Genomic DNA, 22,430 nt, shown 5'->3' with positions numbered 1-22,430 from the left:
GCGCAACGGGCGGTGTCGGGGACGGCCGACAACACGCGGTTCGCGCGTGGACACGCGAACCGCGAGCCACCGCGCGTCAATCCACGGTCTCGCACGTGACGCGCGGGGGCCAGGAATCCGTCCGCAGGATCTCGAGGACGAACGCCCTGGAGACCAGCGCGACGCGGTTCGGCGCCTGCAGCTTGTCGGACATGACGCGGACGTGGTAGTCGATGGTCTTCGAACTGAGGTACAGCTCCCGCGACAGCCGCCCGCTGGAGAAGCCTGCCGCGACACCCTCCAGGATCTTGGCCTGGAGGGAACTGATGGTCCAGCAGCCGACCGGCTGGAGCGCTCCGCACTCGGCGGAGCTCGAGGTCCTCCTGCCCGCCGGACCGGGGAGCACCTGCCCGAACCCGTGCTTCCGGGCACAGCCCGAGTGGTGCTCGCAGTTCTGCATGTCGTTCTGCCCGTCATACATGGCAACCATCCATTCCCGTACAGCCAGGTCAGGACCGCAATCGGAGAGATATCGGAGCGAGAAGCGCCGGACCCGCGTCCCAGGTGGCCCTGCGGCGTGGAGATCACCGGTTCGAACACATCCGACCCGATGGGGAGACTCGGTTCTGCGTCCACAGTGGAGCATCGTTGAGGAGCGGCCGTGACGACGTCCACCCGCGATACCGGGACCGCGGCGCGGGAAGCGGCGGACGCGCAGATCAAGGCCCTGCACGAGGACCTGGGGAAGCTGCCCGCCAGCGCACAGCTGGACGCGGTGCTGTGCCTGCTGGAAGCGGCCCGGTTGATGCTGCACGTCCTCGGCCGGACCCGCGACGAGCTCGCCGTCGAAGACCTGGACGACATCCGCGCGACCATGCGCGCCGCGTCGCTTTCGGTGCGCGGCTACCTGTGGCGGACCGGTGACGGCGATCCGGTCGCCCGCGGGTGAGGTGCCGCCGGTCGCGCCTCCTGCCACGACCCCGAACACCCACCGGCTTCCTGCCGGACCTCCCGGCCCGGCTAGCCGCGCACCGACGACGTTCGCACCTTGATCGCGCCGCGCAGGTCCGGCAGGAAGGTCATGGCCACCGCCGCGCAAGCCATGAAAGCCGCGCACACCAGCAGACCGGCGCCCAATCCCGCACCGCCCGCGAGCACGCCCAGCGTGAGCGGGGCGAACGCGGACACGCCGCGCCCGATGTTGTAGCAGAACCCGGCACCGGTCGTCCGGATCCTGGTCGGGAACAACTCGCCGAGGTACGCGCCGAAGATGCCCGCGTAGGCCGCGAAGAACGCGAACATCGGGCCCAGCCACAGCAACGCGGTGCGGTCGGCCGCGACCACGTACAGCGGCAGGGTCACCGCCACCCCGGCCAGCGACAGGACCAGCGCGTTCTTGCGGCCGATCCGGTCGGCGATCAGGCCGAAGACGTTGTAGCCGAAGAACATCCCGAGGTTGAGCACCGTCAGGAACACCGCGACCGTCGCGGCCGGGATGCCCTTGTCCGCCTGCAAGTACGTCGGCAGCCACGTGGACGCTCCCCAGGCCCCGAACATCGCAAGACCGGCCACGACCGCACCGAGCACGGTTCGCTTGCGCAGCTCCGGTTCGAAGATCTCCGCCACCTTGACCGGAGTGGTCTTCTGCTCGACCCATTCGGCCGACTCGCGGAAGAACACCCCGACGAGGACCAGCGGGATCACCACACCCACCCCGCCGATCAGGAACAACAGGCGCCAGTTCGGCAGCAGCGCGCCCGACAGCACCGCGGCCACCACCCCGCCGATCGGGAAGGCGCTGAGCACGAACGCGACCGCACGACCGCGTTGCGCGGCGGGCCAGGTCTCGACCACGTAGGTCGACACCACTCCCCACACGCCGCCCAGTCCCATGCCCGCCAGGAAGCGCAGCACCACGAACATCGTGAAACTCGGGACCACCACGATCGCCGCGGTGAAGACGCCGAACACCGCGAGCGACACCATCAGCGCCCGTTTCCGGCCGTAGTTGTCGGCGAGCCAGCCCGCGGTCAGGCTGCTGGCCCCGATGCCGAGCAGGGTCGCCGTGGCGAGCAGACCGCCCTGCGTGGCCGTCAATTCCATGTCGGCGCGGATCACGGGCAACGCGAACGACAGCAGCATGATCTCGAGCGCGTCGAACGTGTAGGCGACGAACGAGCCGATGAGCACAACCCACCGATTGGATCCACTCAAGCGAACCAGTCCATTCAGTCGTCGGGTTTCTTCGAAGACCCGTATGATCATCACTTTCCGGCCGGTGTCCAGTCACTTTCCAGCCGATGTCCCGTCACCTTTCGACCGCTGTTCCGTCACCTTCCAGCCGATGTCCCGCCCGGTGGCTGTGGTAAAGCGCGGCCGTCCTCGTCCTGATGCGTGTCCAGCCACCTGAGCAGGGCCCGGCCCGCCTCGGTGAGCCGCAATGACGGGTCTTTGCACAGGGTGCGCATGATCGCGGTCGGATCGGGGGCGCGTTCGTCTCCGGCCGTTGTCCGGCGACCCGGCGCATTCGCATTCGCAGCCCCGATTTGCACGAATCCCTCCTTCGGTACGCGATCGATCGCGAACAGCTCCCGCATTCACCGGTCGATCAGTTTGACCGGCGGTCAGGCGCCGCACAAGCGCACAATCAAGTAGAACATTGCCCGATCTTCTCGAATCCTGCCCGGTCTTCGCCCGGTTCACGGATATCGCGAACAACCTGTTCGGGTCCCGTTGTCCGACGACTTGACCGTCCAGAAAGGACGAAACCCTTTTCATTGGACGATTGGCCATTCTCGACCGACCTCGACACCGCGGAAGAACTCGGGTCCAGGTCAGCAGCCGACCCCGGAGCGACCCCGATGCCGCGCTCCGGTCAAGCACCGGGTCGGTCGACCGGGGATGCCATCACCGGAAGGCACGACCTCGGCGGGATGCGTCGACAAGGCTTCCTTTGACGGACCGGTCGACTTTCCGAACGACTCCGACGCCCACCGGAATCGCCCATCCTCTCGTGGGTGGGGAACGCGCGCGGCCCCATGCGGCAGGTCGGCTCCCCGCGTGGGGCCCGCCGGTCACGTCGTCGATCGTGCTCATGCCAGCCCCTCTTCGCGGAGTGGGAAGTGGACGGGGCCATGATTCGCACGGCGGCTAGCGGCGAGATAGCGGGAACGGGCCGCTCGGTGTCCTGACCTCGATCCGCGGCGGGTGGGCGGCGGCGCGGACGGGGATTCGGGCCGACGGTGTGCTCGGCTCACCTGCGAGCGAAAATCAGGGCTCCCGACCGCCAGGGCGCCGGACCACCACCGGCTCCGGCCGCGATGTGCACAACCCGCTTGTCATCCACGCAGAAGCGGTAAAACGTGCCATACCGCGCGTACCGGGCATACACCCGAGACATGACTTTTACCGTTGCGCCTCCCCCGCGTCACCATTATGTTAACGCTCACATCGTCAACCGGTCCTGTGCGCCGCCACCGCGCGCCTCGTCGGGAGGAGGTCAGCGAACAGCGCCGCCTCGCGCGATTCCGATCAACTCCTCCCCGTCGAACCGCCGCCGCCTCGACGGGCCGACCCCTTCCCGCGTGCCGCGCAGCGGTGCGTCGGCGAAGCGCGTCCGGCCACCGGACCGGCAGCCACCTCAACGAAGAGGAAGAAGTCGACAATGGCAAGGCTTCGGGGTTCACGACATTTACGGACCACCGCCCTGGCGGTCACCGCGGGCGGCTCGCTGATAGCCGGTCTGCTCGTCAGCGGCGGCACTTCGCAAGCGGCCACCCAAGGCCCTTGCGACATCTACACCGCGGGCGGAACACCATGCGTGGCCGCGCACAGCACCACCCGCGCCCTTTACGGCTCCTACGCCGGATCGCTCTACCAGGTCAAGCGCGCGTCGGACAGCACCACCCGCGACATCGGCCCGCTCACCGCCGGCGGCGTGGCGAACGCCGCCGCGCAGGACTCGTTCTGCGCCGGCACGACCTGCCTCATCACGATCGTCTACGACCAGTCCGGCCGCAACAACCGCCTCACGCAGGCGCCACCCGGCGGCTTCAGCGGTCCGGCGGCAGGCGGCTACGACAACCTCGCGAACGCCACCGCGGCACCGATCACCGTCGGCGGCCACAAGGCGTACGGCATCTACGTGGCGCCCGGCACCGGCTACCGCAACAACAACACCAACGGCGTCGCGACCGGCGACCAGCCGGAGGGCATGTACGCGATCTTCGACGGCACCCACTTCAACGGCGGCTGCTGCTTCGACTACGGCAACGCCGAGCGCAACAGCCGGGACAACGGCAACGGGACCATGGAGGCCATCTACTTCGGCAACAGCAAGTCCTGGGGCTACGGCGCGGGCAACGGCCCGTGGATCATGGCCGACCTGGAGAACGGCCTGTTCTCGGGGGTCAACACCCGGTACAACGCCAACGACCCCAGCATCGGCCACCGCTTCCTGACCGCCGTCCTCAAGGGCGAGCCCAACCACTGGTCCATCCGCGGCGGCAACGCCCAGTCCGGCGGCCTGTCGACGTTCTACAACGGCGTGCGCCCCAACGCCTCCGGGTACAACCCGATGAAGAAGGAGGGCGCCATCATCCTGGGCATCGGCGGTGACAACAGCGTCAGCGCCCGCGGCACCTTCTACGAGGGCGTCATGACCTCGGGCTACCCGTCCGACGCCACCGAGAACGCGGTGCAGGCCAACATCGCCGCCGCAGGCTACAGCACGGATTCGGGCTCGGGCGGGAACGGGCTGACCCCCGGCTCGACGGTCTCCCTGCGCGCCACCACCCCCGGCTACACCGACCGCTACGTCCACCACACCGGTGCCACCGTGGACACCGGCGTCGTCACCAGCGGCAGCTCCAGCACCGACAAGGGCAACGCGTCCTGGACCGTGCGAGCGGGCCTCGCCAACAGCTCGTGCGTGTCCTTCGAGTCCAGGAACACCGCCGGGCAGTACCTGCGGCACCGCAACTACCAGCTCTACCTGAACGCCAACGACGGCGGCTCCACCTTCACCCAGGACGCGACCTTCTGCCCGGAACCAGGCCGCAACGGCCAGGGCACGTCGCTGAGGGCGTCCAACTACTCCGACCGGTTCGTCCGCCACTACGACAACCTCGGCTACATCGCCAACACCAGCGGCGCCAACACCTTCGACAGCCCCAACACCTACAACGACGACGTGAGCTGGCTCGTCAGCGCACCCTGGGCGGCATAGGCACCCGCCGGACCCGACGCCGTTCGCGTGCCGCGCCCGTCCGGACGCGGCACGCGAACGGCATGTTATCGCTAACAACACCACCGTCGAACCGACCGAGGGGCGATCGTCCGCCAGGTCGGCGGTTCGACGTTCCCGGCGGCCTGCGGCAACCGTCCGAAGAGGAATCGGGCTGGACGGATGCGGAGCACGGCCCGCCAGGGTGAACGGAACCTCGCCGGAGAAACGGGTGATCGATAGCGCTTCCCCGGGGCGCAACGGTACCCACAACCTCTGGGAGCGCTCCCAGAAACCGCTTTCCCCGCCATCCCGAAATCGTCAGGAGTTCCTTGTGAAGAAGATGCTGCGGACATTGCTGTCGGCGGTGCTCATCGCCACCGTCGCACCGGTGGCACTGTCCCTGGTCCCCTCGGCCCAAGCCCTGGACAACGGCCTCGGCCGCACCCCGCAACTGGGGTGGAACGACTGGAACAGCTTCGGCTGCAACGTCACCGACACCCTGATCCGGCAGACCGCCGACACCATGGTCTCCAGCGGCATGGCCGCGGCGGGCTACACCTACGTCAACATCGACGACTGCTGGTCGGAGAACTCCCGCGACGGCAGCGGCAACCTGGTGCCCTCGCGCACCAAGTTCCCCAACGGCGTCAAAGCCGTCGCGGACTACGTCCACGGCAAGGGCCTGAAACTGGGCATCTACTCCTCGGCGGGCACCACCACCTGCGCCGGATACCCCGCCAGCTTGGGCAACGAGCAGCGCGACGCCAACCTCTGGGCGTCATGGGGGATCGACTACCTCAAGTACGACAACTGCGGCGACCACCAGGGCCGCTCCGGGCAGGACCGCTACACCGCGATGCGCGACGCCCTGGCCAAGTCAGGCCGGTCCATCTTCTACGCGCTCTGCAACTGGGGCACCGACGACGTCAAGCAGTGGGGACCGGCGACCGGCAACTCCTGGCGCACCACCGGTGACATCCAGGGCAACTGGAACTCGGTGATGGGCATCCTCGACGCCCAACCCGGCTGGGCCGACGCCGCCGGTCCCGGCGCCTGGAACGACCCGGACATGCTGGAGGTCGGCCACGGCCTGACCGACACCGAGTCGCGGGCGCACTTCAGCCTGTGGGCGCTGCTCAACGCGCCCCTGATCGCCGGCAACGACCTGCGCACCATGAGCACCGCGACCAAGACGATCCTGACCAACACCGAGGTCATCGCCGTCAACCAGGACTGGGGCGGACGCCAGGGCAACCGGCTCGTCGACAACGGCAACACCGAGATCTGGACCAAGCCGATGTCAGGCGGCTCGGTCGCGGTCGTCCTGCTCAACCGCAACAGCGCCGCCACCACCATCTCCACCTCGGCCGCGCAGATCGGGCTGGGCACGGGGAGCAGCTACTCGGTGCGCGACCTGTGGGCGCACACGACCAGCACGACCACCGGCGCCATCAGCGCCTCCGTTCCCGGTCACGGTGCGGCGATGTACGTGGTCAGCGGCGGCGGCAACCCCGGCGGCGGTACGACTTCCACCCTGCGCGGCCAGGGTTCCGGCCGGTGCCTGGACATCACCGGGGCCTCGCAGGCCAACGGCGCCCTCGCCGAGATCTGGGACTGCAACGGGCAGACCAACCAGGCGTTCACCTCCACCGCCGCCGGTGAGCTGCGCGTCTACGGCTCCAAGTGCCTGGAGGTCTCCGGCGGCGGCACCGCCAACGGCACCGCGGTCGCGATCCGGGACTGCACCGGCGCGACCAACCAGCAGTTCCGGTTGAACACCGACGGCACCATCACCGCCGTGGCCTCGAACAGGTGCCTGGACGTCACCGGCGCCGCCACGGCCAACGGCACCAAGGTCGCGATCTGGGACTGCAACGGGCAGACCAACCAGAAGTGGACCCGCGTCTGATCCGTCGTCGACGGCGATGACCGGGAGGCCCCGATCCTCCCGGTCATCGCACCGACTTCGACCGGCCGTCGATCCGGTTCGGTTCAGCTGTCGCACACCGCCCGCGCACCGACAGCCGCGATCATCAGATCCCGGCGAGCGCGGCAGCGTGCCGCAACAGCGGTTCGTAGGCGGTCGGGTCGTCCTGGGCCACGACGGGGAACCCGACGCCGAAACCGCCGTTGACCCACGACACGTCGACACCGGGATTGGCCGCGTTCGTGCCGTCGGCGAGGAAGACGTGCGGACTGCAGTTCACCCGGCCGTGCTCGGCCGCGGCGAACTGGGCCATCACCGCCGAGCGCGCCCGCCCGGAGTCGAGGTCCGCGGCGAGCGCGGAGACGTCCACGACACCGGTCTCCGCCGCCACGTCGAGGACGACGTGGCGCAGCGAGATGCACCGGCCGTCGGCCCAGAAGGCCCGGCGGAGTCCGCGGTCCAGTTCCTCGCTCGCCGCCCACCCCTGGGACTTGGCCGCCTGCACCGCTTCCAGGGGCGGCAGCATCGTGACCGGGTAGGTCCAGTCCGGGCCCTGCCACAGCCGCCAGCCCGCGTCCGGTTCGAGCGCGCCGACCACCGCGATCTCCGAGTCGACACCGGGCCGTTCGTTCACCGTGCGGTTGAACAGCTCCAGCGGGAAGCAGCGGTGGTCGAACCACAGCCGTCCCACGAGTCCGAGCCGGGCCCGCGCCTCGTGCAGCCGGTGCACGCCGAGGTGGGCGAACGAGCAGTTCAGGTCGCTGAACACCACCACGGTGTCGGGGCTGTCGGGCAACCGGGCGTCCTCAGCCACGGGGGACCTCGGCTTCGCGTTCGGGGAACGCCCTGCACAGCAGGTGGTACCCGGCTCCGGCGACCGCGAACGGCACCACGCAGCTCAGGTCGACGCCACCCGCGATCCCGGCCAGCGGCCCGGTGTAGACGGGGTTCGCGGCGAGCAGCAGCCCCAGCGCCACGGCGGGCAGGAAGGCCGCCACAGCACGGAGGTTGACCCCGCCGGTGAACCAGTAGCGGCCCGGTCCCACCAGTTCGTCGGGGGCGTAGCGGCCACCGCGCTGGGCGAAACCGACCAGCATGATCGCCGACCACGGCGCGATGAGCGCGAGCAGGAACAGGATGAACGTCGAGATCGACCCGATGGCGTCGTAGGCGACCGCGCCGACGTACAGCACGGCGACACCCACCGCCGCCATCGCGACCGTGCACCTGGCACGGGAAGCGCCGCGCACCAGCGAATGCGCGCTCAGCCCGGCCGCGTACACGCACAGCGCGCCCTGCGGCAGCGTGCCGAAGAACCCGAACACCACCACGAAGGCGACGAACCACGGCGGCACGACACCGGTCAGCGCGATCACCCACGGCACCGACGGGTCGGCGAACATCGTGGTCGCCATGATGCCCACCACCAGCGCGATGGCGTTGCTGAGGAACATCGCCACGCCGTTCCAGCCGACCGCGCCGCGATCGGTCGTGCCGGGGCGCAGGTGGCGCGAGTAGTCGCCCTGCAGGGTCGCGTAGGTGATCGGCACGGTGATGCCGAAGGAGACGCCCAGCGCCCACGTGGGCCAGAACCCGCCCAGCAGCGGCGTGCCGGTCGTACCGGGGTCGAAGCCGGGCAGCAGCGCGACCACCAGGCCGAGCAGGACCAGTCCGCCGACCACGGTGACGATCTTGTAGGTGGCCATCAGCGCGCGGAGCCCGAACACGGCGACCAGGACGACGGCGACCGCGACGACCGGGATCACCGCGGCCAGCTCCCCGGTGCCCGCCGGTGTTCCGAACATCCGCTGTCCCGCGACGAGGACGGCGGTGCCGCCGGTCCACACCGCGATGGCGAAGAACCCGATCGCGACGCACAGCGTGATCGCGTTGGTGATCACCCGGCCGCGCACGCCGAAGTGCGCGGCGCTGGACACGGCGTCCGTGGCACCGGTCCGCATGCCGAACCGGGCCAGCGGTGCGAACACCAGCGTGCCGATCAGCAGGCCGAGGAGGGCGGACGTGACGCTGCCCCACCAGCCGAGGCCGAAGCTCACCGGCACCGAGCCGAGCACGACGACGCCGAACGAGAACTGCGCGGAATGCCAGATCCACAGGAACTCACGGGCGGTGGCGGTCCGCTCGTGCGCCGGGACGAGTTCGCCGCGGGGAGCGACGACCCGCGATGGAGGGGATTCGACGGACAACGACATCGCGTGGGCCACCTTGGTCGAGTCGGGGGGAAAGCCCGCCGGTCACGTGGGGGACGTGACCGGCGGGCCTGGTCAGGCGGTCTCCACGGGGACCGGGTAGGGCGCGTCGCCCTCCAGGGCCGTCACCTTGAGCGAGCCGCAGGCCGGACCGGAGACCTGCGCGCCCGTGGTGAGGTCGAACGTGGAGTGGTGCAGCGGACAGGTGATGCGCAGCCTGCGTTCGTTCACGTAGCCGAAGAGCAGCCTGCCCTTGCGGTGCGGGCACTCGGCCTGGGTGAGGAACCTCCGGTCGCCGACCTCCACGAGCAGGAGGTCCGCGTCGAGTTGCCGCAGCACCGCGGTCGTTCGTCCCGGCGTCACCGGACCCTCCTGGCCCTGGCCACCACCGCGTCCACGGCCTCGGCCACGATCGCGCTGGTCAGCTCCACCCCGGTCCAGACCTTCCGCAGGTCGACGCCGCGCTCCACGTCCAGGTCGCGGATCGCGGCCTGCATCTGCTTGCTGTGGAAGGCGTCGATGTAGAGGTGTTCGGTGTAGTAGCGGTCGTGCCGCACGCCGAGCCGCTTGCTCGCCGCGGCGAAGCTGCGGAACGCGTAGAGCACGCTGGACTCGAAGTAGGAGTAGGCGCCGAGGAAGTAGTCCGGCTCCGGCGCCCGCGCGGCCAGCCAGTAGAAGAGGCCGACGAACGCGAGCACGCCGTCCTCCGCCCGCGCCACGTGGTGCTCCAGGTCGGTCGACAGGCCGAGTTCGGCCAGCAGACCGGTGTAGAGCCCGGCGTGCTCCTGCTCGTCGTTGCCGCAGCCGAACTCGTCGATCAGCACCCGCAGCACCGCCATCCGCGACCGGCCCGGCAGCCTGGGGATGATCGCCAGCAGCGACTGCGACTCGATCATCCCGTCGACCGCGAACTGGGAGACGATCTCCTTGAACTGCTCCAGGTTCGCCTCCTCGGCGATGAACCGGTCGCTGTCGCTCGGGTTCGCCTCCTCCTGCGCCAGCCGGTCGGCCAGCGCGCGGACGAGGTCGCCGCGGGTCTCGAAGTGCGGCGCGTCCGCCTCGATCCCGGCGGCGCGCGTCGCGAAGTGCTTGTGCTCCAGGGCGAGGATGGTGCGGTAGCCCTCGATGTCCGGGACGGACCTGTTGAGCCGGTAGAGCGTCCGGAGTTCGGTGTCGACGAGCTGCGTGGTCATGCCGGGACCACCGCCTCCGGCACCACCAGGTCGGTCTCGATCACACCCCGGCGCACCAGTTCCGCCTTGAGGGGGCGGTACCACTCGTCGGAGAACAGGCCGAAGCGCTCGCAGGCCGCGTTGACCTCGTCCTGCCGGTCGGGCGTCGGGTCGACGAGCATCGCGTTGCACAGCGCCGGTTCGAGGTTCACCAGCGGCCCGATGAACCCGGCGATGCCGCGGACGGCGCCGAGCAGGTTCTCCCAGCCCTCGAACACCGGGATGCCGGTCCCCGCGGCGGTCATCGCGGTCGTGTAGGCCGCGTCGCCGCTGGACTCCTTGATCCCGACGATGCCGGGCAGCTCGCAGATCCGCATCAGGGTGTCCAGCTCGATCCGGTTGCCGGACACCGCCTCCTCGTTGTAGAGGAAGATGCCGATGCCGATCGCCTCGCGGATGCGGCGGAAGTGCTCGACGATCGCGTCCTGCGTGACGTCCGCCCCGTAGGGCGTGGTCACCACGATCGCGTCCACCCCGATGTCGACCGCCACCCTGGCCCGCGCGATCACCTCGTCGGTGGTCGGGAGCTGGATCCCGGACAGCACGGGCAGTCCGCGCGAGTGCTTCCTGGTGGCCGCCACCATCGCCGCCCACCGGTCCGGCGAGAGCTTCCAGCCCTCGCCGGTGCTCAGCGTCGGCATCAGCGCGGTCACCTCGTCGCCCAGCGATTCGATCAGCCTGTCCACACTGGACTCCGAGACCGCGCCATCGCGGTCGAGCGGCGTCACGAGCGGGACTATCGCTCCGTTGTAGCCCATCTGCTCCCCCTCACACGTCTTCGGGTTTCACCAGCAGCGCCAACGACTCCCGGTACATCCGCTCCAGCGGTTCCGGGAAGGCGACCTCGTCACCGTCCGGTAGCGGTCCGAGCGCCAGGTCGGTGCGGTCGACCAGCATCGGGTCGACGGTGTACAGCGTTCCGCCGCGGTTGAGGGCGAACGCCACGGTCAGCCGCCTGTCCAGCGGCAGACCGGTGAGCAGCGCGGACGTGAGCGCGACGCGCAGGTCCTGCTCGTCGTAGCCCACGCGGTCGATCCGCATGTCGGTGTGCAGGTTGTCCATGAACGGGTAGTAGGCGTCCTGCTCCGCGCGGGAGTGGGAACCCCAGATGACCGCGTCGCACCGACCGACCTGCTCCAGGCTCATGATCGCGCCGGCGTCGAGGCGCTCGACGAAGAACCGCTTCCCCGCCAGGCGGATCCGCTCGTCGGCGCTGTTCATCGCCATGAACATCGACGCGTCGATGACGGCCTTCTCACTCATCGCGGTCGAGCACCTCGCGCAGGGCGCGCATGGCGCCGTCGAACATCTCCGGCTCGCGGGCCAGCGCCAGCCGGATGTACCTCTCGCCCTTGATCGGCTCGTTCCAGTAGAAGTACGTGCCGGGCAGGACGTAGACCTCGTTCTCCAGCAGCCTCTCCTGCAACCGGGTCGCGGTCAGGCCCTCCGGCTTGATCCGGAACCACGCCACGCTGACGTTCACCGCGGGCTCGATGTACTCCAGCACGTCCCCGTCGAGCATCGACTTCGCCAGGGCGCGGTTCTCGGTGATGACGTCGCGCACCGAGGCGAACCCGTCCTCGATCGAGTCCTCGACGTAGTGGGCCAGGAAGTTCAGCACGAACGGCGACACGTTGAGCAGCACACTGGTGTGCAGGTTGTAGACGGCCTCGTGGATGTCGTCGCTGGCGGTGATCATCGCGCACTTGGCGTCCTGGACCGGCCAGGTCTTGCCGGTGTCCTCGATCGCCATGTACGTCACGCCGGAGGACTCCAGCAGCTGGTAGATGTCGAACCGGCCGACGTTGCGGTCGGCCAGCGCGAACGAGGCGAAGCACTGGTCGATCAGCAGCAGCTTGCCGTGGTCGACGCAGAACCGGACGACCTGCTCGAAGCCCTTGCGGCCGTCCTTGAGCAGGCTGAAACCGGTGGGGTTGTTCGGGTCGACCAGGAAGAGCGCGTCGGTGTGCACCGTGCGCACCAGGTTGTCGTAGATGGTCTCCGGGTCGTGCAGTTCGCCCTCGTCGATCGGCTTGATCTCGACCTGCATGTTCCTGAGGAGGTCCACGAGGTTGTCGAAGCACGGCTCGATGAGTGAAACGGACATTTCGCGCTGCTTGAGGAACATCGCCGCGACCATCGTGGAAATACTGGCAGCGTAAGACAGCATCGTCTTGTTCAGGTCCGCAGCGCCCGGCTGCCCGTGTAATCTGAAGAAGGCCTCGATGAACCGCTTCTCGTAAAAGGACTGAAGCCCTTCCTCAGCCTCCCGCCACAACTCCGGAAGATTGTTGACTATTTTGTCCTGACTTGCGGACTGGCGTTGATGGGTGTGCGCGTCCGCCAGGTTGAAGCGCGTCTTCAGTGCCAGGATCTCGTGCTGGGTCAGGTCAACGAACCTGCTCACGTCGTGCGCGGGGGAATCGTCCCCGACCAGGTCGTGCTGATTCAGCGTCGTTGTTTCGGTACTCATGTGGATAATCCCCCGGTGCTGGGATGGGCACAGTCGGCAAGGAGCCCCGAAGGGTCTCCTGAATTCAACGGGATTTTTCCGCCTGCTGGTCGGACTGACCAAGTCGCTCGCTGACGGTGATGGCCTCGATGGCACCATGAGAGTAACCCAGGGAAACGTCGACGTAACGAAGCCTTTTACACACCGCTTCGGGGATCCGCATTTTGTCCAATGAAAAAAGGGCGACACCGGGGATCTTTCCCCGGTGCGCCCTGATGAATGCTATTGAACGTTCTTATGCCTTTTTCTTTTTCCTCCGAACGGTGGATTCCACGCGGTGTCAGACCGCGGAGCGCTTGAGCAGGTCGTCGAGGACCGACGGGTCGTCCGCCCCGATGATCGGCCAGCCGACGCCGTAGTCGCCCGCCCAGTCGACCTCGATGCCGGGGTTGGCGTGGTCCGTGCCGTCGGGCAGGAACAGGTGCGGGCTGCAGTTGACGACGTCGGTCGCCGAGATCGCCGCCTGGTCGGACAGCGCGCGTCGCGCACGGCCGTCGTCCAGCGCCTCGGCCAGCGCCCGGACGTCGACGACCCCGGTGCCCTCCGCCGCTTCCAGGATCACGTGGTAGTTGGCGATGCTCTTCGACTCGGCCCAGAAGGCCTTGCGCAACGCCAGGTCCAGCTGTTCGGACGCGGCGAGGCCCTGTTCCTTGACGGCCTGGATCGCCTCCAGCGCGAGCAGCGTGCTGGAGGGGTACAGCCAGTCCTTGTCCTGCCACATCTGCCAGCCCGCGCCGGGCTCGACGCTGCCCATCCGGGCGACCTCGCTGTCGGTCCCGGTGCGCGGACTCGGCTTGCGGTTGAGCAGCTCCAGCGGGAACGCCCGGTGGTCGAACGACACCCGGCCCTCCAGCCCGAGCTTGCGCCGGGACTCGTGCAGGCGGTGGATCGTCACGTGCGCGAACGAGCACCAGATGTCGGAGAAGACGACGACGACACCCGGCTGGGGCGTCAGGTCATGCGTGGTCATGGGTTTCCTTCCGGGGTCAGGCCTGGTGCGCTTCGGCCACGGCGGCCAGTTCGGCCTCGTGGCGTTCCAGCACCGCCTCGACCTCGACGTCCTCCGGCGGCAGCCACGGCGTCATCGCCGGGATGCCGCGCATGGCGGTCAGCAGCTCGCCGGTGCGGTTGGTGACCACGGGGCCGTGCGAGCTGAGGATGTGCTTGGGGTTCAGCTTCGCGATGCCGTCGATGACCCTGCCGAACTTCGCCTCGTCGACCAGAGCGGTCCACGGGGCGTTGGCGCGGGTGAACAGCGCGAGCCCGTCGAAGTAGTCCTTTTCGGACACGTCGTGCGCGTGCGTCGCGAACTGGGGCAGCACCGTGCCGAAGCTGTCCGCGCTGAACAGGGCTTCCAACCGCTGGTCGTAGACCGCCAGCGTCGCCGGTGAGTCGTAGGCGGGCGGGCGCAGCAACGTGATCCGCCGGTCGCCGAGGTCGATCGAACGGCCGGGGTTGACCGTCCGCACCCGGTGCCGCGGCACGTTCCAGTACTCGGCGATCCGGTCGACCGAGAGCTGGTTGGTCACGAGGGTCGCGTTGGGCGCGGCGGCCAGGATCTCCCGCAGGCTGCCGATGTGGTCGCGGTCGTCGTGCGTGACGATGATCCAGCGCAGGTCGAGCGGATCGACCAGCGACCACAGGGCTTCCTCGAAGGGCCCCATGTCGATCGGCAGGCCCGCGTCGATCAGCACGGGTTCGTGCGCGCGGATCAGGTACGAGTGCACCGGCAGCACGCCCGCGCCCGCGATGGGCAGCTGCGACGGCAGCACGAAGACCTCGGGTGCGGCGGTGTGGATCGGCAACATTCTTTCACTCCGGGTTCTTGGGGCTACTTGGCCACTTGGACCAGCACCGAGCCGATCAGCAGCAGGGCCACACCGGCGATCCGCGCGCCGGTCAGAGGTCGGCGGGGCAGCCGGAACAGGCCGTACTGGTCGATCACGACGGAGGCGAGCTGCTGGCCCGCCACGGTGAACGCGACCGTGGTGGCCGCGCCGATCTCCGGGATCAGCAGGAACGTGACGGTCACGTAGGTGGCCGCGCACGCGCCGCCGAGCCAGCCCCACCACGGCATCTCCCGCAGGGTGCCGAACTTCGGCTTCGGGGTCTTCTTCGCGGCCACCAGCACGCCGAGCACCAGCGCGATCGCGATCACCGCGACCACGAAGCTGATCGTCGCCACCGTCAGCGGCGCGCCCAGTTCGTGGCGCAGCAGCGCGTTGACCGCGCCCTGGACCGGCAGCACACCGCCGGCGACGACGCCGAGCACGAGCCAGCCGAGCTGGGTCGACAGCGCGGGCCGGGTGTCGGACGCGACCGCCGTGCCGGGGCCGACCTTCGCGGTCTGGTTGATGCTGCGCACGATCACCGAGATGCCGACCAGCACCAGCGCCGCGCCGAGCACGATCAGCAGGTTCACGGGGACCTGCTTCACCCCGATCAGGCCGCCGAGGTCGAGCACGAGCGAGGCGAGCATCTGCCCCGTCACCCACAGCCCCACCGTGGTCAGCGCGCCGAGGCGCGGGATCAGCAGGATGCCGCTGGTGATGTAGAGCGGACTCGCCAGCCCTCCGAGCAGGTGCCACCAGGTGACGTCGGAAAGGCCTTGCAGCGCTCCGAGGCTGCCCGTGGCGGCGGCGAGGACCGCCAGCAGCACCGCGGCCACCGTCAGCTGCAACGTGGACGCCCCGTACGGGGTGCCCACCGCGCGGTTGAGCTGCAGGTTCACCGATGCCTGGACGGCCAGGAGCGTGCCGACCAGCAGCGCCGCAGCGAGGAGAGCGATGTACATGCGTGCACCGTAGCGGCGAAGTGGACGCGATGTCCACTTGCAGTTTTCACTGAAGCCGGACGAGTTGTCCGTTTTTTCGGACCTGCGTAGGGTGTGGCCATGGCAAGTGAGCCGGTGGACGTCGTCCTCTCCGTCGGCGGGCGCCCCCCGGCCCGTGAACGAGCCGATGCCGCGCGCAACCGCCTCAAGGTCCTCGCCGCCGCCGAGAAGCTGTTCGCCGAAGCCGGCACCTCCGACGTCACCATGGAGGACATCGCCCGCGAGGCGGGCATCGGCCGCGCCACCCTCTACCGCCGCTACCCCGATCCGATCTCCATCGCGCAGGCGCTGCTCGGCGAGCACGAAGCCGACCTCCAGCAGCGCATCCTGTTCGGCGAACCGCCCCTGGGCCCCGGCGCGCCGCCGGAACAGCGACTGGCTGCCTTCTACGCCGCCATGACCGACCTGCTGGAACGCCACCTGCACCTGGTGCTGGGCGCGGAGACCGGCAGGGCGCGCTTCCGCACCGGCGTCTACGCGTTCTGGCGCAAGCACGTGCAGGTGCTGGTCCAAGCGGCCGGGGTCGACGCTCCCCCCTCCGTGATCGACACCCTGATGGCCCCGCTGGCGCCGGAGCTCTACGAGTACCAGCGCGCCGCGGGCCTGACCTCCGCGCAGATCACCGACGGCCTCGCCTGGCTGGCCACCCGGACCCTGTGCCCGCCCCGCCCGCGTTGACCGGTGTCGGCACGATCGGCGAGCGCGACCCGCGGGGTCTTCGAGAAGCCGCAGAACCCCGCGTGTCCACGATGGTCACGCCCCCGGTGGCGAGCACGGGCTCGCTACCGGGGGCGTGACGACCGGCCACGCCGAGGTGACCGTCAGACGGTCGTGCGCGACCACTGCTGGTTGGTCCCGGTGTTGCACGGGTACTGCTTGAGGACCACGCCGTCCGCGGTCGACGCGGAGGGCACGTCCACGCACTTGCCGCTGTGCCGCGCCTTGAGCTGGAAGTAGCTGCCGTTGGCGACCATCTGGAACTGCTGGTTGGTGCCGGTGCCGCAGGTGTACTGGACGACTTCGGCGCCGTCGGCGGTGGACGCGCTCAGGATGTCGAGGCACTTCCCGCTGTGGCGGCTGACGACGCGCCAGTAGCCGCTGCCCGCGTCCTGGAACTGCCACTGCTGCCACGCGTTGCCGCCGTACGCGTACTGGCCGACGCGCGCGCTGTTGTCGGTGTTCGGCTGCTGGACGTCCATGACCTTGCCGCTGTGGCGCGCGGTGATCCGGTAGAACGTCCCCGTCGGCGGGGTGGGGTCGCCGGTGTTGTCGCCCCAGGCGTACCGGAGCCGGTTGGCGCCGGAGTTGTTGCGGATGGTCAGGTCGAGGCTGGTGCCGCTGCCGCTCAGGGCGTACATCGAGTAGTGGTCGTAGCCGATGTCTCCCGGCTTGCCGCCGATGGCCGGCCAGTAGGTGCCGCCCATGCCGTTGTCGCGCATGACCTGGGCGACGGCCCGGAGGTAGCGCACGAAGTTCTCGGTGCTGTTGGCGTCGCCGTAGTCGAGGCCGGTGGACATGGGCGCGCCGAACTCGGTCGCGACCGCGCGGGAGGCGCAGTTGCCGAGGCGCGTCTGGATGTGGCTCCGGAAGGCGTCGTAGGTCATCGCGCCGTAGAAGAAGGCGTAGTGGTGGAAGGACAGCAGCGTCGAGTTGAAGCGGCTGTCACCGCAGACGTCCCGCAGGTCCTGGCTGTAGCCGGTGCCGCCGATGAGCACCCGGCCGGGCACCGCCGAGGTGTGGTAGCCGAGCCAGTTCGCGGCGACGTCGCGCCACTCCGCCGACGAGTAGCCGTGCGGCTCGTTCATCGGCTCGAAGTAGACGTTGCCGTTCGAGCCGTAGGTGTTGGTCACGCTGGACCACATCGTGTTCCACGCGGCGATGTTGGTGATCCTGCCGCCGGACGCGGCGCCGTCCTCCCAGTAGGCGAGGATGACCTTGAACCCGCGTTCGGTGGCGGCGTCGACGGCGCCGCGGTAGGCGTTCCACCAGGTCGCGTCGGCGACGGTGTGGGTGTTGATGGGCAGCCGGACGGTGTTGACCCCCAGGGTGGCGGCCATGTCGTCGTAGAGGGCGTTGGCCTTGGCCCGCACGGTCGCGTTGCTGTCGGTCTGGCTCAACCCCTGCACGACGAGCTTGCCGGTGCTGAAGTTGTCGCCGAGCACGGCCCAGTTCACACCTCGGAACTGGCTGGTCGCGGCGTCGGCGGGCGGCGCGGGGACGACGAGGCCCACCGCCGCGGCGAACGCCGTCATCACGAGGAGGACCAGCAGTCGGCGCGGCGATCGCGCGCCCCGCGACGATCCCGGCGGGTGGTCACCGGGAGCCATGACCGGTGTCACGGCACGGGAGGGGTTTCCGCCGGTGCGGGGTGAAGAGTTCATCGTTGATCTCCTCGTGAGGTGTCGGCTGCTCCCGGTCCCGTGGAGCGTCTTCGCCGCGTTCTGGATCTGCCATTTGGAAAGCGCTTACCGCCAGCCTGGGCAAGTGGCCTCACACCGCCTGGTCCGTGCGGACCAAGCACTTCCCCGTTCGACGGGCACAACGTTGTTGCATTGCGCCAAAAGCCGGCATCGACGGCGGGCCGGCATCCTTGACACCTTTGCGGACCACCTCACATACTGGCCACAAGGTTGATGTTAACGCAAACATCGGTGGCCTGATCGCGAGTGGCGCTCCTCGGTCGCGGGCCAGGACGAAGGAGTCCGGATGTCCCGCTTGTTTCCGAGGCGCTGGCGCGCGGTGGCGGTCGCCGCCGCCGTCGGCCTGGCGACCGCGCTGCTGCCCGTCGGCACGGCGCACGCCGCCCCCGTCACCGTGGACGTCGGTGTGCAGTTCACCGACACCGGCGGCAACCACGTGGAGGCGCACGGCGGCGGAGTGATCAAGGTCGGCTCCTACTACTACTGGTTCGGCGAGAACCGGCAGCCGGACAACCTGTTCCGGGCCGTCTCGGTGTACAGGTCGACCGACCTGAAGACCTGGGAGTTCCGCAACAACGTCCTGACCCAGGACAGCCACTCCGAGCTGCGCACCTCCTGGGTGGAACGCCCGAAGGTCATCTACAACGCGTCCACGGGCCAGTACGTGATGTGGCTGCACTGGGAGAACGGCCAGAACTACGGCGAGGCCAGGGCGGCCGTGGCGTACTCGTCCACAGTGGACGGTAACTACACCTACCAGGGCAGCTTCCGCCCCCTGGGCAACATGTCCCGCGACATCACCCTGTTCAAGGACGACGACGGGTCCGCGTACATGATCTCGGCCGCGCGGGAGAACTACGACCTGCACGTCTACCGCCTCAACGCCGACTACCGCGGCGTGGCGCAACTGGTCGGCAACCCGTGGCCGGGCGGACACCGCGAGGCGCCCGCGCTGTTCAAGCGCAACGGCGTGTACTTCATGCTCACCTCCGCCGCCACCGGCTGGTCGCCGAACCAGGCGGCGTACGCGACCGCCACCAGCGTGGCCGGCCCCTGGAGCGCCATGCGGAACGTCGGCGACTCCACCACGTTCCGCTCGCAACCGGCCTACGTGCTGCCCGTCCAGGGCACCCAGGCGACCTCCTACCTGTACATGGGCGACCGCTGGGCGGGCGCGTGGGGCGGGCCGGTGGGCGACTCCAGCTACGTCTGGCTGCCGATCACCTTCCCCGCCAGCACCACGATGAGCCTGTCGAACGCCGACCAGGTCGTCATCGACGCCGCGACCGGCACGATCGGCGCGACGAGCCCGACGTACAACCGAATCGCCGTGCGGCACTCGGGCAAGTGCCTGGACATCGCCGGCGCCGGCCAGGCCGACGGCGCGGCGCTGACGCAGTACCCCTGCGGAAGCGGCACCAACCAGCAGTTCGGCCTCCGGTCGGCGGGCGGCGGCTACTACCAGGTGGTCGCCCGGCACTCCGACAAGTGCCTCGACGTGAGCGACAACAGCACCGCCGACGGCACGGCGGTCGTGCAGTGGAGCTGCAACTCCGGGCAGAACCAGCAGTGGTCGGTGGTCGACGTCGGATCGGGCTACTCCAAGCTGGTCGCCCGGCACTCGGGGAAGTGCCTCGACCTGCCGTCGAGCTCCCAGGACAACATCGCGTTCAAGCAGTACCCGTGCAACGGCGCCCAGAACCAGCAGTTCCAGCTCACCCGCGTCTGAACGGGGGTTTGCCGATCGACCGGGCCAGCGGTCGGCGAACCCGGTGCCGCACGACCTCGCGGGCGTTCTCCGCTGTTCGGCCGAAGATCACGGGCGGCGGTTTGCGGTGGCCTCCGGCGGGGAAGACCGGGCGTGCCCCGTGTTGCGATGAGAGGTCCGGCCGTGCCACAACCCGTGAACGACGAACTGCTCGCCGGCCGGTACCAACTGGCGGACATCATCGGAATCGGCGGCGTCGCCACCGTCCACCGCGCCTGGGACACCCGCCTGCACCGCCCCGTCGCGATCAAACTCCTCGCCGCGGGCGACGACCTCGCCAACACCCAGAGGTTCGACAACGAGGTCCGCGTCCTCGCCGGACTCCACCACCCCGGCCTCGTCACCGTCCACGACACCGGCACCACCACCGACGGCAAACCGTTCGTCGTGCTGCGCCTGATCGACGGACCCACACTGCGCCACCACATGACCGACGGCCCACTCCCGGTCGACGAGATCAGGTCGCTGGGAGCCGCGGTCGCCGACGCGCTGTCCCACGTCCACGACCACGGCGTGGTCCACCGCGACGTCAAACCCTCCAACATCCTGCTCGACCACGACGGCACCCCCCACCTCGCCGACTTCGGACTGGCCCACTCGGTCGGCAGCACCCGACTCACCCGCACCGGCCTGATCGTCGGCACCGCCGCCTACCTCGCCCCCGAACAGGTCCGCGGCGCCGACGTCGACTCCCCCACCGACATCTACTCCCTCGGCCTCGTCCTGCTCGAATGCCTCACCGGCCACCGCGAATACACCGGAACCGACATCGAGACCATCGTCTCCCGCCTGCACCGCTCCCCGATCATCCCCGACCACCTACCCACCGACCTCGCCCGCCTGCTGACGCTCATGACCGCCCAGTCACCCCGCGACCGCCCCACCGCCCACCAGTGCGCCGACGCCCTGCGCACCGGCCAGACCACCGCCGTGTCAACCATCCCGCCGGCGGCTCCGCGCAGGAAAGCGCTTGTCGCCGCCGCGGGTCTGCTCGCGGCCATCTGCATCGGCTGGGCCGTCGCACCCGGCCCCACCGCGTCCGTGTCCGAACCACCCGGCGCCGCGAAACCCGCCGCCGTCCAGACGAGCGCGCCGGTCGCCCCGGCCACGTCGGAGGCGACCGAACCCCCGGTGCAGCTCGTCGCGATCTCCACCCCTCCCCCGGTGATCGAGCAGCAGGCCCCCGACGTCGTCGAACCCGCGCCCGTGCCGCAGCAGGAGCCCGAGCACCACCAGGCCAAGGGATCGCGCGCGCCGCACGGACCGGGCAAGGACGACAAGACTCCCGGCCAGGTCAAGAAGGGCAAGGCCTTCAGCGGGCAGCTCAGCCGTGGTGGCGCGCCGAAGCGGCGTGGGTGACGCGCTCGCACCGCGGGCGGTCATCAGCCCACCGCGTGATCGGATCAGGGCGGTGGGGCCGGATTCGCTGCACCTCGGCACCATTCGCGTCGACATCCCCGAGGAGGCCTGCCCATGCCCGCGAAGGCACGGCCAGGCCCCTGGGATCACCCCGGCGCCATCACGGTCCTATGCCGCGATCGCGCGATTGCCCGTGATCCTCTCGTAGAGCACGATGCTCGCGCGGCGGCTGCTGATCCTCAGCCCGTCGGCCGTGCGGACGAAGGTGTCGTCGTACGAGGCCGCCCCGTGGTCGCCGGTCGTCTCGTCGGCGGCGTCGAGGATGATCGAGTCCCCGTAGGTGCGGGCCGCGATCCCCTCCCCCGGCGCGAGCACGATGTTCGTCATGCGGTGGATGCTGCGGCCCGCCCGCGCGTGGGCGACCTTCATGAACTCGGTGAACACGTCGGCGTCGTCCCACGAACCCATGAGCGGGCCGTAGTCGATGTGGGCGTCGTCGGCGAAGACCGTGCGGAACAGGTCCCAGTCGCGGAGGTCGATCGCCGTGGCGTAGCGGGTCACGAGTTCTTCGACCTCGTAGCGGAGCGCGAGGGCGGTGGCCGATGTGGACATTCTTTACCTCTTCGGGTCGAGGAGCAGTCCGCTGCTCGTGCGTGCCGGGTGGTCATCCGGCTCGACCACGCTAAAACCTGACGTCGGCGTGAGGGGCAAGCCGCGGTGGTGCGCCCTCGATCACACATGCGTGCCGCGTGAGGTGCTTGCTTCCCGGACGGGCGGCTCAAGCGTCGTGAACGACGAGGTAGGTCAGCGTTCCGGCCACCGCGACGTGGTCCGGCCCAGTCCGCCACCACGTCGCAGAAGAAGCCGCGGGAAGGGAACGCGTCCAGGTTCGTCCGCGAGAGCCCAGGAGGCCTTTTCCGCTCGGTTCGAACAGGCGATCCGACCCTGCCGCACAGCCGGGCG

General features: G+C 69.3%; 20 protein-coding genes. 6 read left to right on the top strand and 14 right to left on the bottom strand.

Going from position 1 to position 22,430, the window contains the following annotated elements; all coding sequences use genetic code 11:
* Window positions 1-76: 76 nt before the first annotated feature.
* Window positions 77-460, bottom strand: coding sequence for a LuxR C-terminal-related transcriptional regulator (locus tag RM788_RS46135; protein WP_315927197.1), 384 nt, complete (start codon window positions 458-460; stop codon window positions 77-79).
* A gap of 180 nt (window positions 461-640) precedes the next feature.
* On the opposite strand from RM788_RS46135, the gene RM788_RS46130 reads away from it, so the two are divergent.
* Window positions 641-928 (top strand): hypothetical protein, encoded by a 288-nt coding sequence (locus tag RM788_RS46130; protein ID WP_315927196.1) that lies wholly within the window; start codon window positions 641-643, stop codon window positions 926-928.
* Window positions 929-999: 71 nt separating this feature from the next.
* Here RM788_RS46130 and RM788_RS46125 read toward each other — a convergent pair whose 3' ends face one another.
* Entirely contained in the window at window positions 1,000-2,193 is a 1,194-nt protein-coding gene (locus RM788_RS46125; protein ID WP_315927195.1) for an MFS transporter, read from the bottom strand.
* 1,450 nt (window positions 2,194-3,643) lie between these two features.
* Here RM788_RS46125 and RM788_RS46120 point away from each other — a divergent pair.
* The gene (locus RM788_RS46120) at window positions 3,644-5,206 is read left to right on the top strand and encodes an alpha-L-arabinofuranosidase B (RefSeq protein ID WP_315927194.1); all 1,563 of its coding nucleotides are present in this window, start codon (window positions 3,644-3,646) and stop codon (window positions 5,204-5,206) included.
* Between the two features lie 340 nt (window positions 5,207-5,546).
* On the top strand, window positions 5,547-7,115 hold the full coding sequence (locus tag RM788_RS46115) for an RICIN domain-containing protein (protein ID WP_315934913.1): 1,569 nt from the start codon (window positions 5,547-5,549) through the stop codon (window positions 7,113-7,115).
* Window positions 7,116-7,239: 124 nt separating this feature from the next.
* Here RM788_RS46115 and RM788_RS46110 read toward each other — a convergent pair whose 3' ends face one another.
* From RM788_RS46110 to RM788_RS46065, 10 genes are all read right to left on the bottom strand, one after another.
* Window positions 7,240-7,947, bottom strand: a complete 708-nt coding sequence (locus RM788_RS46110; protein WP_315927193.1) for a DsbA family oxidoreductase — start codon at window positions 7,945-7,947, stop codon at window positions 7,240-7,242.
* Window positions 7,940-9,346, bottom strand: coding sequence for a purine-cytosine permease family protein (locus RM788_RS46105; RefSeq protein ID WP_315927191.1), 1,407 nt, complete (start codon window positions 9,344-9,346; stop codon window positions 7,940-7,942). The genes RM788_RS46110 and RM788_RS46105 overlap by 8 nt, the downstream gene beginning before the upstream one ends.
* 72 nt (window positions 9,347-9,418) lie before the next feature.
* Complete coding sequence (locus RM788_RS46100; RefSeq protein WP_315927189.1) at window positions 9,419-9,706, bottom strand: Rieske (2Fe-2S) protein; 288 nt, start codon at window positions 9,704-9,706, stop codon at window positions 9,419-9,421.
* Window positions 9,703-10,536: an iron-containing redox enzyme family protein gene (locus tag RM788_RS46095; RefSeq protein WP_315927187.1), complete on the bottom strand. Its 834-nt coding sequence runs from the start codon at window positions 10,534-10,536 to the stop codon at window positions 9,703-9,705. Before RM788_RS46095 ends, RM788_RS46100 begins: the two co-directional genes overlap by 4 nt.
* Entirely contained in the window at window positions 10,533-11,333 is an 801-nt protein-coding gene (locus tag RM788_RS46090; protein ID WP_315927185.1) for a dihydrodipicolinate synthase family protein, read from the bottom strand. The genes RM788_RS46095 and RM788_RS46090 overlap by 4 nt, the downstream gene beginning before the upstream one ends.
* A 10-nt stretch (window positions 11,334-11,343) precedes the next feature.
* Window positions 11,344-11,838 (bottom strand): DUF6190 family protein, encoded by a 495-nt coding sequence (locus RM788_RS46085; RefSeq protein WP_315927183.1) that lies wholly within the window; start codon window positions 11,836-11,838, stop codon window positions 11,344-11,346.
* Window positions 11,831-12,853 (bottom strand): pyridoxal phosphate-dependent aminotransferase, encoded by a 1,023-nt coding sequence (locus RM788_RS46080; RefSeq protein WP_315934912.1) that lies wholly within the window; start codon window positions 12,851-12,853, stop codon window positions 11,831-11,833. The genes RM788_RS46085 and RM788_RS46080 overlap by 8 nt, the downstream gene beginning before the upstream one ends.
* Before the next feature lie 514 nt (window positions 12,854-13,367).
* Window positions 13,368-14,057 (bottom strand): DsbA family oxidoreductase, encoded by a 690-nt coding sequence (locus RM788_RS46075; protein WP_315927181.1) that lies wholly within the window; start codon window positions 14,055-14,057, stop codon window positions 13,368-13,370.
* Window positions 14,058-14,073: 16 nt separating this feature from the next.
* Window positions 14,074-14,895 carry an oxygen-binding di-iron domain-containing protein gene (locus tag RM788_RS46070; RefSeq protein WP_315927179.1) on the bottom strand — a complete coding sequence of 274 codons (822 nt, stop codon included), beginning with the start codon at window positions 14,893-14,895 and terminating at the stop codon, window positions 14,074-14,076.
* 23 nt (window positions 14,896-14,918) lie between these two features.
* Complete coding sequence (locus RM788_RS46065; RefSeq protein ID WP_315927177.1) at window positions 14,919-15,881, bottom strand: DMT family transporter; 963 nt, start codon at window positions 15,879-15,881, stop codon at window positions 14,919-14,921.
* A gap of 99 nt (window positions 15,882-15,980) precedes the next feature.
* Here RM788_RS46065 and RM788_RS46060 point away from each other — a divergent pair, with 99 nt between their 5' ends.
* Window positions 15,981-16,598, top strand: a complete 618-nt coding sequence (locus tag RM788_RS46060; protein WP_315927175.1) for a TetR/AcrR family transcriptional regulator — start codon at window positions 15,981-15,983, stop codon at window positions 16,596-16,598.
* 143 nt (window positions 16,599-16,741) lie between these two features.
* On the opposite strand, the gene RM788_RS46055 is transcribed toward RM788_RS46060, so the two are convergent.
* Complete coding sequence (locus RM788_RS46055) at window positions 16,742-18,301, bottom strand: RICIN domain-containing protein (protein WP_315927173.1); 1,560 nt, start codon at window positions 18,299-18,301, stop codon at window positions 16,742-16,744.
* A gap of 325 nt (window positions 18,302-18,626) precedes the next feature.
* Between RM788_RS46055 and RM788_RS46050 the strand changes: the two genes are divergently transcribed.
* Together RM788_RS46050 and RM788_RS46045 are read left to right on the top strand one after the other, a co-directional pair.
* Window positions 18,627-20,069, top strand: a complete 1,443-nt coding sequence (locus RM788_RS46050; protein ID WP_315927171.1) for an RICIN domain-containing protein — start codon at window positions 18,627-18,629, stop codon at window positions 20,067-20,069.
* Between the two features lie 162 nt (window positions 20,070-20,231).
* Entirely contained in the window at window positions 20,232-21,467 is a 1,236-nt protein-coding gene (locus RM788_RS46045) for a serine/threonine-protein kinase (protein ID WP_315927169.1), read from the top strand.
* Between the two features lie 168 nt (window positions 21,468-21,635).
* Here RM788_RS46045 and RM788_RS46040 read toward each other — a convergent pair whose 3' ends face one another.
* Entirely contained in the window at window positions 21,636-22,079 is a 444-nt protein-coding gene (locus tag RM788_RS46040; RefSeq protein ID WP_315927167.1) for a nuclear transport factor 2 family protein, read from the bottom strand.
* Window positions 22,080-22,430: the final 351 nt, after the last annotated feature.

The organism is Umezawaea sp. Da 62-37, assembly GCF_032460545.1.
GTDB lineage: Bacteria > Actinomycetota > Actinomycetes > Mycobacteriales > Pseudonocardiaceae > Umezawaea.
Note: the sequence above shows the minus strand (reverse complement) of the source record. Positions and strands in the feature narration are given on the sequence as shown.